Origin of the sequence: Faecalibacterium sp. An77, from assembly GCF_002161315.1 — a bacterium.
Taxonomy (GTDB): domain Bacteria; phylum Bacillota; class Clostridia; order Oscillospirales; family Ruminococcaceae; genus Faecalibacterium.
On sequence record NZ_NFHK01000003.1, the window covers coordinates 16286 to 28546 of the forward strand.

Annotated in this window: 12 protein-coding genes; 5 read left to right on the plus strand and 7 right to left on the minus strand. The window is 60.7% G+C overall.

Features of this window, described 5'->3' with window-relative positions; genetic code table 11:
- Positions 1-375 precede the first annotated feature (375 nt).
- The 3 genes from B5G28_RS02005 to B5G28_RS02015 all read right to left on the minus strand — a co-directional run bounded on the left by B5G28_RS02005 (position 376) and on the right by B5G28_RS02015 (position 3995).
- The gene (locus B5G28_RS02005; protein WP_087245940.1) at positions 376-1029 is read right to left on the minus strand and encodes a hypothetical protein; all 654 of its coding nucleotides are present in this window, start codon (positions 1027-1029) and stop codon (positions 376-378) included.
- 550 nt (positions 1030-1579) lie between these two features.
- On the minus strand, positions 1580-2419 hold the full coding sequence (locus tag B5G28_RS02010) for an HAD family hydrolase (protein ID WP_087245942.1): 840 nt from the start codon (positions 2417-2419) through the stop codon (positions 1580-1582).
- A gap of 55 nt (positions 2420-2474) precedes the next feature.
- Entirely contained in the window at positions 2475-3995 is a 1521-nt protein-coding gene (locus B5G28_RS02015) for a GH25 family lysozyme (protein WP_087245944.1), read from the minus strand.
- Positions 3996-4323: 328 nt separating this feature from the next.
- Here B5G28_RS02015 and B5G28_RS02020 point away from each other — a divergent pair, with 328 nt between their 5' ends.
- The 4 genes from B5G28_RS02020 to tatC all read left to right on the plus strand — a co-directional run bounded on the left by B5G28_RS02020 (position 4324) and on the right by tatC (position 7595).
- Entirely contained in the window at positions 4324-5382 is a 1059-nt protein-coding gene (locus B5G28_RS02020; protein ID WP_087245946.1) for a PTS sugar transporter subunit IIC, read from the plus strand.
- Between the two features lie 574 nt (positions 5383-5956).
- On the plus strand, positions 5957-6502 hold the full coding sequence (gene tatB / locus B5G28_RS02025) for a Sec-independent protein translocase protein TatB (protein ID WP_087245948.1): 546 nt from the start codon (positions 5957-5959) through the stop codon (positions 6500-6502).
- Positions 6503-6597: 95 nt separating this feature from the next.
- Complete coding sequence (gene tatA / locus B5G28_RS02030; protein WP_087245950.1) at positions 6598-6792, plus strand: twin-arginine translocase TatA/TatE family subunit; 195 nt, start codon at positions 6598-6600, stop codon at positions 6790-6792.
- A 2-nt stretch (positions 6793-6794) separates the two neighbouring features.
- On the plus strand, positions 6795-7595 hold the full coding sequence (gene tatC, locus B5G28_RS02035; RefSeq protein WP_087245952.1) for a twin-arginine translocase subunit TatC: 801 nt from the start codon (positions 6795-6797) through the stop codon (positions 7593-7595).
- A gap of 81 nt (positions 7596-7676) precedes the next feature.
- Here tatC and B5G28_RS02040 read toward each other — a convergent pair whose 3' ends face one another.
- From B5G28_RS02040 to B5G28_RS02055, 4 genes are all read right to left on the minus strand, one after another.
- Positions 7677-8918, minus strand: coding sequence for an aminoacetone oxidase family FAD-binding enzyme (locus tag B5G28_RS02040; RefSeq protein ID WP_087245954.1), 1242 nt, complete (start codon positions 8916-8918; stop codon positions 7677-7679).
- A gap of 65 nt (positions 8919-8983) precedes the next feature.
- Positions 8984-9757 carry a TIGR03915 family putative DNA repair protein gene (locus B5G28_RS02045; protein ID WP_087245956.1) on the minus strand — a complete coding sequence of 258 codons (774 nt, stop codon included), beginning with the start codon at positions 9755-9757 and terminating at the stop codon, positions 8984-8986.
- On the minus strand, positions 9736-11094 hold the full coding sequence (locus tag B5G28_RS02050) for a putative DNA modification/repair radical SAM protein (protein ID WP_087245958.1): 1359 nt from the start codon (positions 11092-11094) through the stop codon (positions 9736-9738). Before B5G28_RS02050 ends, B5G28_RS02045 begins: the two co-directional genes overlap by 22 nt.
- A 26-nt stretch (positions 11095-11120) precedes the next feature.
- Positions 11121-11753 (minus strand): XRE family transcriptional regulator, encoded by a 633-nt coding sequence (locus tag B5G28_RS02055; RefSeq protein WP_087245960.1) that lies wholly within the window; start codon positions 11751-11753, stop codon positions 11121-11123.
- Positions 11754-11968: 215 nt separating this feature from the next.
- Between B5G28_RS02055 and B5G28_RS02060 the strand changes: the two genes are divergently transcribed.
- Positions 11969-12238, plus strand: a complete 270-nt coding sequence (locus tag B5G28_RS02060; protein WP_087245962.1) for a hypothetical protein — start codon at positions 11969-11971, stop codon at positions 12236-12238.
- The last annotated feature ends 23 nt before the right edge of the window (positions 12239-12261 follow it).

A 12261-nucleotide genomic window follows, 5' to 3' on the forward strand; every position in this document is an offset into this window, starting at 1 on the left:
AAAAGCTCTATAAAATCACAAATCCCCGTTCCTGCAAAAGGAGCGGGGAGTTTCTCTTCCCCCAGCCCTGCGGGCTCGCCCCAGCGGGGCTCTGGACACAGGGTGCATTCTCTATTCTGTACGTTTCCCTTATAACAAACAATGCGAGGGCCAGCTCGTGGGAGCCGGCCCTCGCAGAGGGACCCTATCTTTCGTGACGCAAAAGTTCTTTTGTTTTGGTGCGATCAACAACAGAAGGAATAGTGGTTAATTATTCCCCTTTGTCGCCACATCGGATGGGTTATTACCCGGGCCGCCAGGCGGTCTCACACCTGGCAGCCCCTTACATCAAATACAGTATGGTGCTCTGTATTTGTTATAAGTAGAATTTAAAGATTAGGCCTCGACAGCAGTACGGGTCGGGGTGCGAGTCAGGGTAACAACAGCGTAATAAGTCACCTGACCATTGTCGTTTGCAGTAGAAACCACAGCCACATCAGCAGTATAGGCAAAATCAAACTTGTAGGTCTCAACACCTGTAACAGCGTAGTTACCGCTCTCGGTGGGCAGAGCACTCATACCAATGCCACCATCGCTAACACCGGCTGCAGCAATAGCCTTAGCCAGAGCATCAACGGTAGCCTTATCGCTGGCACCGTACAGAGAACCGCTATTCACAACGAAGGTGTGGCTCTGTGCAACACTATCCTGTGCGCCAGTAGTGCCTGAGGTACCGCTCTTACCAGGAGCAGGCAGTCTCACATCGGAAAGCTTGGTATCAACTTTCTTCAGCAGGCTCACATCGAACTTACTCACAACTCCATCATTGACATAGGTCACAGCCTTCTCAGCGGTAGCCTGCAGAGAAGCAGAAGCAGTGAAGGTAACATTCTTGGTGGTATCCTTATCCAGAGCAGCGATCACGGTGGTAGCGTTCACACCGGTAGCGGGCTCTTCGGGCTTGGTCTCGCCCTTGCCAGAGCAGCCAGCCAGCATGCTGACAGCCATAACGCCAGCGAGCATCAGAGAAGCAATTTTCTTGAGCTTCATAGTTAATTTTTCCTCCTTAATGGTGTAAAAAGATAGAGACCCAAAACAGGTTCAAAGGAAGGTCCTTTCCTTTGTGTGCCTATAATACCATACCCCCCCCGGTGTCAAGACCCGATTTCAAATTTTCCCATTTTTGCTTTATTTTATATAGTTGGGAAAGGCCCGTCTTGGATACAAGCCGTTTTGAGGACGGAAGGGGCGGAGGAAATCCCCCGGTTCTGCCCTCTGATTCAAAAATTTGTGGCGGTGGACGGGCAAAAATTCATGTCACCCCGAACGGCAGAAAACACACTTTAAAATAAAAAATCCCCGCCCCAAATGGAGCGAAGATTTTGTCTTTGATCGATTTTGGAGACATACCGGTGCAGAACACCGCTGAAACTCGGGATAACCAGGCTATGATGGACTTTGCATCGTACCCGGGCACAGCCCGGACGAAACGTGAGTGCGGCACAGTCTGCAACTCTCACAAACGTTATAAAGAGCGGCCAGAGTGTATGGTACCCAGTAAAGTTCTTTTTGCGTCCTTTTTCTTTCAAGAAAAAGGACGTCAGTGGGCGGGGTTGAAGTCGGTGGGTGAGACCCAGCCGCCCTGGTCCAAGACCTGGCGCATGATGCGGATGACGCCCTGATCCCAGTGGGGCGGGGCCAGGAAAGATACCCGGGCCCGCAGATCCTGGCTGCCGTTGGCCATCAGGAACCCGTATTTGGCGGTGCAGAGCATTTCGGCGTCGTTGTAGGTATCGCCAAACGCCATCAGGTTGGCCGAAGTCAGGTTCAGGCTTCGTCCCAGCGCCCGCAGGGCGGCGCCTTTGTCCACGCCCCGGTTCATGATGTCCACCCAGTTGGCCCCGGCTACCGCCACCGAAAACCGCTCTCCGTACAGGTCGCCGTAGATCTTGTCGTAGGCCTCCTGAGAATTGCCCCGGGGCAGGTAGATGGTGTACTTGTCCGCCGGGACGTCCAGAACCGTCAGGTCGTCCACATAGGTCACGCGGGTGTAGAACTGGCCCAGCACCCGGGCATAGCTCTGGTACTGGCGCTCCACATAGGCGCTCTCCAGCCCGCACAGGACACCGATGTCCCCCGCCTCCCGGGTGGCAATGGCCATTTCCCGATAATCGGCGGTGGGCATCCGGGACTGGTAGATGTCCCGGCCCCGCCAGCGGATGGCTCCGCCATTGTCCCCGATCAGGGCCATGCGGTCCCGCAGATCGGGGAACATGGCTTCCAGGGTATAGAGGGGCCGGCCGCTGGCCGCGGCAAAGTAGATCCCCTCCTCTTTCAGCGCCCGTACCAGCTCGGTAAAGCCTTCGGGCAGCTGTCCGTTTTCATCCAGCAGGGTGTAATCCATATCTGAGGCGATCAGGCCGATGTGGTCGCGGTCCATAGCGTTTGCCCCCAAACCATCTTTTTCTCTTTGTGACGCGCTTGCAGCGCGCTGATTATCCCATGTAGCTGATATTCAGATCCAGGCCGCTGCTGCTCACGCCGGTCAGCTTGCCGGTACAGCTGCCCTGCCACATGTCGCAATCCATGGCAGGGGCGCTGATGCCGTAGTGGGCGTTCCAGATGCGGTAGCCCTTCAGGGCCGACAGGTCCAGATGATTCTGGAACCAGCTGGTGGACGCATACACGCCGGGCTCATAGCCGTACTTCTTCAGCTCTTCGCAGAAGGCCACGGCACAGGCGGTGCGCTGCGCCTTGGACAGGTTGTCGGCGCGGCCGGTGTGGGAGGAGGTGCTGTACTCGCTGTCGAAGTAGACAGGGTAGTCCAGCTTGCGGCCATTCAGGACGTAAGCGCAGGCAAATGCCTCTTCCCGTGCTTCGTCCTCATTGATGGCCTGGCTGAAAATGTACACGCCCACCTTCAGGCCTGCGGCCTTGGCTCCGGCGAAATGGTTCTCGAACATGGAGTCCAGCACCAGGGCGCCGGTCTCATAGCCGCGGTAGCCGATGCGGATGATAACAAAGGAGGCGCCGGCCGCCTTGACTTTCTTCCAGTCCACCTTCTGCTGGTAGCGGGACACGTCGATGCCGAAGGTCACGTTGTCCTGACGGACGCCCTTGGCGTCGAAGTAATAGATCTTGTCGTCGATGGTCTGCAGACCGGTCACCTTTTCGTGGGTGACGGGGTCATAATAATAGGTCTTGCCGCCCTCGGTGCGCCAGCCGGAATAGGAGGGCGTCTCCTTCTCGGGGAACAGCCAGTTGAACAGCCAGTTGAAGAACCAGGTGAAGCAGTTCTCTTTGTCCCAGTCGATGCTCTGGTTTTCCAGCATCAGGTTGAATTCCTCGGGGGTCAGGGTGATGCGGCCGTTGCTGTCCGGGGTGATGGTGGTGGCCTCATACCGGGCCTGGAGGGGGTCCTCGGCGGCCAGGGCGCTGTCCATCTCCTGCCAGACGCTCTCGCCGTTGGTGGCGTAAACCACCGGCACTTCCATCTCGGTCAGGCCGTTTTCTTCTTCCAGCACCGGCTGATTCACCGGCTCAGCCGCCGGGACATCGGTCTCCACCGGCTCGGCGGCGGCTTCCGCATCCTCCGCCGGAGCGGCGTTGGTATCGGTCACAGGCTCGCTGTCCTGGGGTGCGGCAGCGGGCTCCTCCGCTGCGGGCTCCTGGGGCTGCACGGCCGGTTCGGCGGGCTCTTCCGCCGTCTCGGGGGCAGTCTCCTTCACCGGCTCAGCGGCCTCCGAAGCGGCCTGCTGGCTCTCAGACACCTGGTCCTCAGCCTCAGCAGCCGGTTCTTCGGCGTCCTGCTCCGGGACGGTGTAAAGGTCGTTTTCCTCATCATATACCGCCGCGGGCTCCACCAGCAGGGTCTGCGGCTCAAAAATGGACGCCGCATACCCTGCGGCACCCGTCACAGTGAGGGTCAGAGCAATGACCAGTGCGGCTACGCATTGGCCCAGATCGCGGCCCCTTCCTGATTTTCTTGAAAACAAGGTCGAAATCTTTCGTCTCATTCCGTTTCGCTCAGCCTCCATAACATCCAAAAATTATGTTTTAAGTATACACCAGAATGCGCTCTGCCGTCAATCTTTAAAGGGGTCCGCCGGACGCTCCCGGGAGCGTCCCGGCTGCCGGCCGGGTTTCACAAGACAGAGGCTCACTGGGAGTAAAACGCTTCCGGAGACAGAATTATTGCACGTTTTTCCGGCAATTTCTGGCATATCGCCCAATTTTCCCCCGGCGTCTTGTTGTCTTGACACCTGTATGATATACTATGGACCATCTGATGCAGAACATTTGCGGGCCGGAGGCCGGCCCTTGGACCGGAAAGGCGGTAGGAAGATGGAAAATGTGAAAGATTTCTTAAAACGCAAAGATATTGTCATCACCCCTCAGCGCTACCTGATTGAGGCGCTGGGCGCCATGGCGCAGGGCCTGTTCGCCAGCCTGCTGATGGGCACCATCCTGAACACCCTGGGCCAGCAGTTGGGGGTGGAGATGCTGATTACCATTGGCGGATACGCCTCGGCCATGAGCGGCCCCGCCATGGCCTGCGCCATCGGCTGCGCCCTCCACGCCCCCAACCTGGTGCTGTTCAGTCTGGTGACGGTGGGCTGGGCCTCCAACTCTCTGGGCGGCGCCGGCGGCCCTCTGGCGGTGCTGCTCATCGCCATTGTGGCGGCTGAGCTGGGCAAGGCCGTCAGCAAAGAGACCCGCATCGACATTCTGGTCACCCCGCTGGTGACCATCTTTTCGGGCGTGGCCCTGGCCCTGCTGATTGCGGCCCCCATCGGCGAGGCCGCCAACCGGGTGGGCACCCTGATCATGTGGGCCACCGAGCAGTCCCCCCTGGTGATGGGCATTCTGGTGTCGGTGATTGTGGGCGTGGCCTTGACCCTGCCCATTTCCTCGGCGGCCATCTGCGCCGCCCTGGGCCTGACCGGTCTGGCCGGCGGCGCCGCGGTGGCGGGCTGCTGCGCCCAGATGGTGGGCTTTGCGGTGATGAGCTACCGCGAAAACGGGGTCGGCGGCCTGGTGAGCCAGGGCCTGGGCACCAGCATGCTCCAGATGGGCAACATCGTCCGCAATCCCCGCATCTGGATCGCCCCCACCCTGGCCAGCGCCATCACCGGACCTCTGGCCACCTGTCTGTTCCACTTTGAGATGAACGGCGCAGCCGTCTCCTCGGGCATGGGCACCTGCGGCCTGGTGGGCCCCATCGGTGTGTACACCGGCTGGGTCAGCGATCTGGCCTCGGGAGCCAAGGCGGCTATCACCTCCTGGGACTGGATCGGGATGCTTCTGCTCTGCTTCGTGCTGCCCGCCGTCCTCAGCGTTTTGTTCTGCGAGATCGAGCGCCAGATGGGCTGGATCAAGGAAGGCGACCTCAAGCTGAACTGAGCCGTCTCTCACGCACTCCTTTTTGTAATAGCGGGCAGCGTTTTTCCCCGCTGGTTACCCCCTGCACCATATCTCCCTGCCCCTGCCCGGTCTCCCCGCCGGACGGGGGCTTTTTGCGCCGGACAGACGGGTCCCGGCGGCCTGTCCCTTTTACCGCGATTCTGTATAAACCAACGTTTATATTCCAATATGGAGAAAACAAGATTTCTCCGCTGTTTTTTCTCATTTTTGGCATTTCTCGCACCGTTACGACGTTTTTTCTATTATTCACAAAAAATTCATACACGCCTCATAATCCGTCTCTATTTTTTTGGTACAAGATTAGTGAACTTCCTGCCAGCTGCATACAAAGCAAAAAACAGAGCTTTCCGCCCATTATGCAGAAATTTTACCTGTCAGCCGAGAAAAACATAGAAAAACATCTGGTCAAGACACGCGGAATATGCTATACTTGCTTTGTCCGCAATTCGGCCGGCGCCGGGAGGGTTCCCAGCCGGCACAGGCAGGGCGTATCAACGCAGTCAAAGCAGCCGGTTTCCGGCCGGCAAGGAGACGGAAAGGAATCGTGTAAAACATGAAGATCGGATTTACCGAGCTGGTGGTCATCGTGATCGTGGCGTTCGTATTCATCGGGCCGAATCAGCTGCCTGAATACGCCCGCAAGCTGGGCAAGATGCTCCGCGACCTGCGCAAGTACACCAGCACCGCGTCCAAGGATATTCAGGAGAACATCGTCGAGCCCCTCAACGAGATCCAGCAGCCCATCAAGGAGGCCATGTCTCCCCTGACCGACATCAAGAAGGACCTGGACAACAGCGTCAAGGACGTGACCAAGAGCTTTGCCGGCATCGGCAAGACCAGCAAGGCGGAAGCTGAGGCCCAGGCCGCCGTCGAGGAGCCGGTGGAAGAGCTGGAGGAGCTGAGCGAGGAGCCCGCCGAGGCTGCCGCCCCCGCCGCCCCTGAGACAGCCGCCGCAGCCACTGCGGAAGCTGCTCCCGCCGCCGAAGCCGCCCCTGCCGCAGCGCCCGCTGAGGCCGCTGCCCCTGCCCAGGCTGCCGAAACCCCGGCTGACCCGGACAAGGCCCCCGCTGACCCCGAAAAGACCGCTGCGCCGGTCTGAGGCAGTCCACCAACCAAGCAGCAGGCCGCAGAATGCGGCTGTGTAGAGTAGTGATACGGGCCCAAAGCCCGGAAAGCAAAAAGGAGTAACAGATTATGCGTATCGGTACCACTGAAATAGTTATGATCCTCATTGTCGTCCTGATCATCTTTGGACCCAAGAACCTGCCCAAGCTGGGCAAGATGTTCGGCCAGACCATGAAGGGCTTCAAGGAAGGCATCGACGACGAGGACGAGGACGCCTCCAAGAAGGCTGAGACCAAGACCGAGAGCAAGAACAACGAGGAGTAATTGTGGCCACGAACATTAAGCACAGAAAAGGCACTAAGGCGGTGGACCCGGAAGGGAATATGACCCTGAGCGGCCATCTGAAGGAACTGCGCAATCGCGTGGTGATCTGTGCGGTCATCTACATCGTGGCGGCAGTCGGTTTCCTGACCATTTCCGATCAGCTGATCAACTTTCTGACAGCCATGGCGGATGGAGTGTACAACTTCATCTCCATCGATCCCCAGGAAAAACTGATCCAGTATTTCCGCGTGGCTCTGATCGCAGCACTGGTCGTCACCATCCCCTTCATCGCCTATCATGTATATGCTTTTGCAAGACCCGGCCTGAAGAAAAGCGAGAGCTTCTTCTTTGGTCTGGTTCTGGTGATGGGCCTGGGCCTGTTCGTGGTGGGCGTCATGTTCGCCTACTTCATTTCGCTGCCCTTCATGCTCAACTTCATGGGCACCCTGGAAGGCGCAGATTACATCGTTCAGACCACCAGTATTGCAAGCTACGTCAGCTTCTGCATCACCATCTTTTTGATCTTCGGTGCAGTGTTTGAAATGCCCCTGGTCGTCATCATCCTGTCCCGCATGGGCATTGTCAGCCCTGAATTCATGCGGAAGGCACGGGGTGTGATGATCGTTCTGATCTTCTTTGTGGCGGCGGTCATCACCCCGCCCGACATCGTCTCCCAGACCATGGTGGCCTTGCCCATGTGCCTGCTGTATGGTATCAGCACGGTCCTGTGCAAGATCTTCTACAAGAAGCCCATGGCTGCCGACGACGAGGAAGAAGAGGCAGACCAGGACGACGAGGACTAATTCCCCGCGCCTCATCCCATCTTGAACAAGCAAAAACCCGGCAGACAAGCGGTTCACACCGCCGGTCTGGCCGGGTTTTCTTTATGTCGTCTCGCTTTTTGCCGCCGACCGGCCCGCCACCAGTCCGGACCCAAAGGCCCAGTGGAGATTGAAGCCGCCGCAGCTGCCGGCACAGTCCAGGGTCTCTCCCACAAAGTAGAGGCCCCTGCATCCCTTGAGCTGGAAATCCGGCTCCACCTCTTTCAAAGAGAGGCCGCCGCCGGTGGTCTGGGCCTGTTTCCAGCCGCAGAGGGTGGGCTGCTCAAACCGCCAGCCCTTGCAGACCCGGGCCAATGCCTGCCAGCCCGCCGCCGGAACCCGGTCGGGGGAGGCCGCCAGCCCTGCATCGGCCCAGAGGGCCTCTCCCAGCCGCTGGTCCATCAGGCCCTGCCAGAACGCGCCGGGGTCGGGCAGATGGGCGGCGCGGCGGGCAAACCATCCGGCCAGGGCATCGGTCTCCTGTTGAGGGAAAAGATCCAGGGACAGCACCGGCCGGGCCGGCCCCCGTCCCGGCGCCAAAAGCCCCGACAGCTGCATGACGCAGATGCCCGACAGGCCGTAGTTGGCGAACTGGATTTCCCCTTCTTCCCGGGCCAGCGAGGTTTCCCCGTCCAGCAGGGTGACCACGCCGCGGGCCCGCAGGCCCGAAAGCTTCTGCATCCGGGCCGGGTCCCCGCAGCGCAGAGGGGTCAGGCAGGGGTAAAGGGGCTCACAGGCCCCGCCGCACCGTTTGGCCAGGGCAGGCCCAAAGCCGCCGGTGCCGAACTGGGGCCCGGCGCTGCCGCCCAGCGCACAGATGACCCGGTCGGCGGTCAGGAGGCGCTTGGCGCCCCCTTCCTCCACCTGAACGGCATAGCGGCGGCCCTTCTGCCCCAGCTCCAGAATGCGGCAGCCGGTGCGGCAGGAAATTCCCAGCCGCTCCACCCACCGCAGCAGCAGCCCGGTGAGGTCGGCGGCCTGATTGGAATAGGGATAGAGGCGGCCCTCCTCGTCGGCCCGGATCACCAGCCCCAGCTCCTGGAACCAGCCCAGCACGTCCGCCCGGCCGATGCCTTCCAGCAGGGCCGCCAGCTCCCCGGGCGAGGCGGTAAAATACCGCCGGGGGTCGCCGCTGGCCTGGTTGTCCAGGTTGCAGCGGCCGTTGCCGGTGGCCAGCAGCTTTTTGCCGGGGGCGGGGTTCTGGTCCAGCAGGGTGACCCGCACCCCTTTGCCCCCGGTCTGGGCCGCCCCGATGGCGGCCGCCAGGCCCGACGCCCCCGCGCCCAGTATCAGAATCTCTTTCATCTCGCCTGCCCTCCCGTTGTCTTGGTGGGTTCAGTATAACACAACCCGACGGGGTTGACAAATCCTTAAACCTGGTCCCGCAGTTCGGTCATGTCGGCCCAATACCGCTTGGGACAGTGGTTCATCCGGCCCCGTTCGTTCCGGCGGCTGGCAATGGCCAGGGTCTCATAGAACTGTTTCCACAGCCGCTGATACTCGGCCTCGGCGGCGTCCGGCTCCGGCAAAGTCAGGGGCGCGGACAGCTTTTCCAGCCGGGTCTGGCCCCCCTGATGGAGCAGCACCTCACTGTGGGACGCGTCGTAAATCAAAAAGTCCTCCCCGCCGATGCGGGCGCAGAAAAAGGGCCGCAGCAGGGGGAGAACATGGTTTTTGGGGTGAATCACCGCGCCCAGCATCCCGCCGCTCTCCTCAAACCGGACAAAGCCGCGGAGTTTTTCCGCCTCCCACTGGACGTTTCGCTCCAGGTTATTGACGGCGGCCACTTCGGGGCGGCCCAGCTGGCGCAGGGCCCCCGGCCCCACCGAAAAGGCATGGTGCAGGAACCGGAGCAGCACCAGTTCTTTGTCCGCCTGCCCCGACAAAAACGCCACGGCCACCTTCTCGCCGGCGGCGGGGCCCAGTTTGGTCCGGATGCCGCGGCGGACCCGGGCCGCCCGCTCAGGGTCGGTGGGGATATCCCGCACCGGGCAGAGCGAGGGCTGTTCCGCCTCGGGGTCCCAGATGGCGAAGGGCAGTTCCCGCCGGGCAAAACTCTCAAACACACAGCAGAAAAAGCCCGCCAGGCTGCCGTCATAGCTGTAGATAATATCCGCTTCCCTCAAAGGGCGTTGACCAGGCATCGGACCGCCTCCTCTTTCACCAGCCGGCCCGCCAGCTGAGGCGGGGTGCCCTGGGCGGCCAGCTGCTGGACGGCGGGCGCGCTGAACAGGCTCAGCTGTTCACAGCCCGCGTTGAATACCCCGGGATCAATGAGGGCGTGGGCGATCCGCTGCCGCCGGGCGGCGCCGCGGCCTCCCTGAGCCCCGGTGAAGCCCCTGCAGGTGATGAAATATTGAGCCCGCTTGAGGACCACGCCCATCCGTTTGAGTTCCTCCAGACCCAAAGAGCCCTGACGGCGGGCGGTGCGGATCCGCTGGGCGCTCTTGACCCCGATGCCCGGCACCCGCAGAAGCATTTCGTAGGGGGCGCGGTTGACGTCCACCGGGAACAGTTCCAGGTGACGGATGGCCCACCCGCACTTGGGGTCCAGGTAGGGGCTGAAATAGGGGCTGGACTCATCCAGAATCTCATCCGCCCGGAACCGGTAAAACCGCAGCAGCCAGTCAGCCTGGTACAGCCGGTGCTCCCGGACCAGAGGCGGTTTGGTGTCCAGGGCAGGCAGGCGGCTGTCCTCGGTCACCGGGATATAGGCCGAGTAAAAGACCCGCTTGAGGCTGTATTTGTGGTAGAGGCCCTCGGTGAGCCGGAGAATCTGGTAGTCGTTCTCGGGGGTGGCCCCCACAATCATTTGGGTGCTCTGGCCCGCCGGCGCAAAGGCCGGCGCATGGCGGTAAAGGGTCATGGCCTCCCGGCTGGCGGCGGCCGAGGCGGCAATCTGGCCCATGGGGCGCAGGATATCACTGCGGCCCTTGTCGGGGGCCAGACGTTTCAGGCTGCCCTCGCTGGGCAGCTCAATGTTGACGCTGAGCCGGTCCGCCAGGCAGCCCAGACGCTGGATCAGGGCCGGGCTGGCGCCGGGGATGGCCTTGGCGTGGATATAGCCGTGAAAGCCGTATTCCTCCCGCAGCAGCCGCAGCACCTCGATCATCCGTTCGGTGGTATAGTCGGCGCTGCCCAGCACAGCGCTGGACAAAAACAACCCTTCGATGTAATTGCGGCGGTAAAAGGCGATGGTCAAGTCGGCCAGTTCCCTGGGGGTGAAGGTGGCCCGGGGCACATCGTTGCTGCGGCGGTTGACGCAGTAGGCGCAGTCAAAGGAACAGCAGTTGGTCATCAGCACCTTCAACAGGCTGACACACCGCCCGTCGGCGGTGAAGGCGTGGCAGCATCCGGGCGCATAGCAGCTGCCCAGGCCTCCCGGCCCGCTCCGGCGACCCGAGCCGCTGGAAGTGCAGGCCACATCGTATTTGGCGCTGTCCGCCAGGATGGTCAGCTTTTCCATCACCGACTGTTCCATGATTCACTCCCCCTGACCGGGGCGGCTCACCACTTGGTCTTGGTTTCCACCACCCGTCCGGCAATGTGCAGCTGGTTCAGGTCCTCGCCCTTGATCACCAGCTCGCTGTAATTGGGGTTGAAGGGCTGCAGCACCACACAGTTTCCCCGCTGAATATAGCGCTTGAGGGTGCCTTCGCCCTCATCTCCATAGACGATGACCCCCAGGTCCCCGCTCTCCAGGGTGTCCTGGCGGTGGACCAGAGCCAGGTCGCCGTCCTGAATCCGGGGCTCCATGCTGTCTCCGCGGACCACCAGATAGAAATAGTTGGCCGGGTCCTTCACCCGGGCATACTCTTTGCCGTAGTCCTCCTCAAAGGCCAGGGCGCCATACCCGGCCTTGACGGTGCCGATCACCGGGATGAGGCTCTCGGCGTAGCCGCCGAAAAACCGGCTCTCGGTCTCGGTGAGGGCGGCAGCGGGCCGGTACAGCCCCAGCAGATAGTCGGCGGTGGTGCCCAGAATCCCGGCAATGCACGCCACGGTGGAGGGGTCGGGAGAAGATTTTCCGCTCTCCCATTTGCCCACGGCCTGCTGGGTCACCCCCAGTTTTGCAGCCAGTTCGGCCTGGCTGAGCCCCTGCTTTTTGCGGCACTGTTTCAGTAACTCAGAAAACGACATGGAAAACTCCCCTTTGCTCATCGGCATTGCGCCGGTTATTGATGGTTTTATTATACAACTAAAAAGTGTCCATGTAAAGAGCATCTTCCAAAAAAATCAAATAAAAGTTGTATTTGCTCTTGACAACGACCAAGTTATGGTTTATCATAAAAGTGCAGGAACAACTTACCGTTGTCCACGTGGTTGTGGATCTGTGCTGAGGAGGTATCTTGGATATGAAGTGCATGTTTTGGAAGTGCTCCATTCTGGCAGCAGCCCTGGGCATCCTGATGGCGCTGGGCGCCCTTGCAGAAGGCACCCTCGGGCTGGCGGCGACTGCCGCCTGCATCCTCGGCGCAGTGTATGCCATGCGCTGGTTCTGGGCCATGGAACAGCGGGCGGAACGTCAGGCCGCCCGCCGCCGCAAAGCGCGCATTGTCCCCCGAAGCGCCTCCGACCGTTCTTCGGCAACCTGTCCGCGCGACACTTTGCAGGCCGCATCCTGACCCTTTTCCCATAAAAACGCCCC

Bases quoted from the DNA above. Each gene is read 5' to 3' on its own strand.
- B5G28_RS02055 (WP_087245960.1), bottom strand. From the start codon at position 11,753: ATGTCGTTTTCTGAGTTACTGAAACAGTGCCGCAAAAAGCAGGGGCTC.
- B5G28_RS02040 (WP_087245954.1), bottom strand. From the start codon at position 8,918: ATGAAAGAGATTCTGATACTGGGCGCGGGGGCGTCGGGCCTGGCGGCC.
- B5G28_RS02045 (WP_087245956.1), bottom strand. From the start codon at position 9,757: ATGCCTGGTCAACGCCCTTTGAGGGAAGCGGATATTATCTACAGCTAT.
- tatB (WP_087245948.1), top strand. From the start codon at position 5,957: ATGAAGATCGGATTTACCGAGCTGGTGGTCATCGTGATCGTGGCGTTC.
- B5G28_RS02010 (WP_087245942.1), bottom strand. From the start codon at position 2,419: ATGGACCGCGACCACATCGGCCTGATCGCCTCAGATATGGATTACACC.
- B5G28_RS02020 (WP_087245946.1), top strand. From the start codon at position 4,324: ATGGAAAATGTGAAAGATTTCTTAAAACGCAAAGATATTGTCATCACC.
- B5G28_RS02050 (WP_087245958.1), bottom strand. From the start codon at position 11,094: ATGGAACAGTCGGTGATGGAAAAGCTGACCATCCTGGCGGACAGCGCC.
- tatA (WP_087245950.1), top strand. From the start codon at position 6,598: ATGCGTATCGGTACCACTGAAATAGTTATGATCCTCATTGTCGTCCTG.
- B5G28_RS02015 (WP_087245944.1), bottom strand. From the start codon at position 3,995: ATGAGACGAAAGATTTCGACCTTGTTTTCAAGAAAATCAGGAAGGGGC.
- B5G28_RS02005 (WP_087245940.1), bottom strand. From the start codon at position 1,029: ATGAAGCTCAAGAAAATTGCTTCTCTGATGCTCGCTGGCGTTATGGCT.
- B5G28_RS02060 (WP_087245962.1), top strand. From the start codon at position 11,969: ATGAAGTGCATGTTTTGGAAGTGCTCCATTCTGGCAGCAGCCCTGGGC.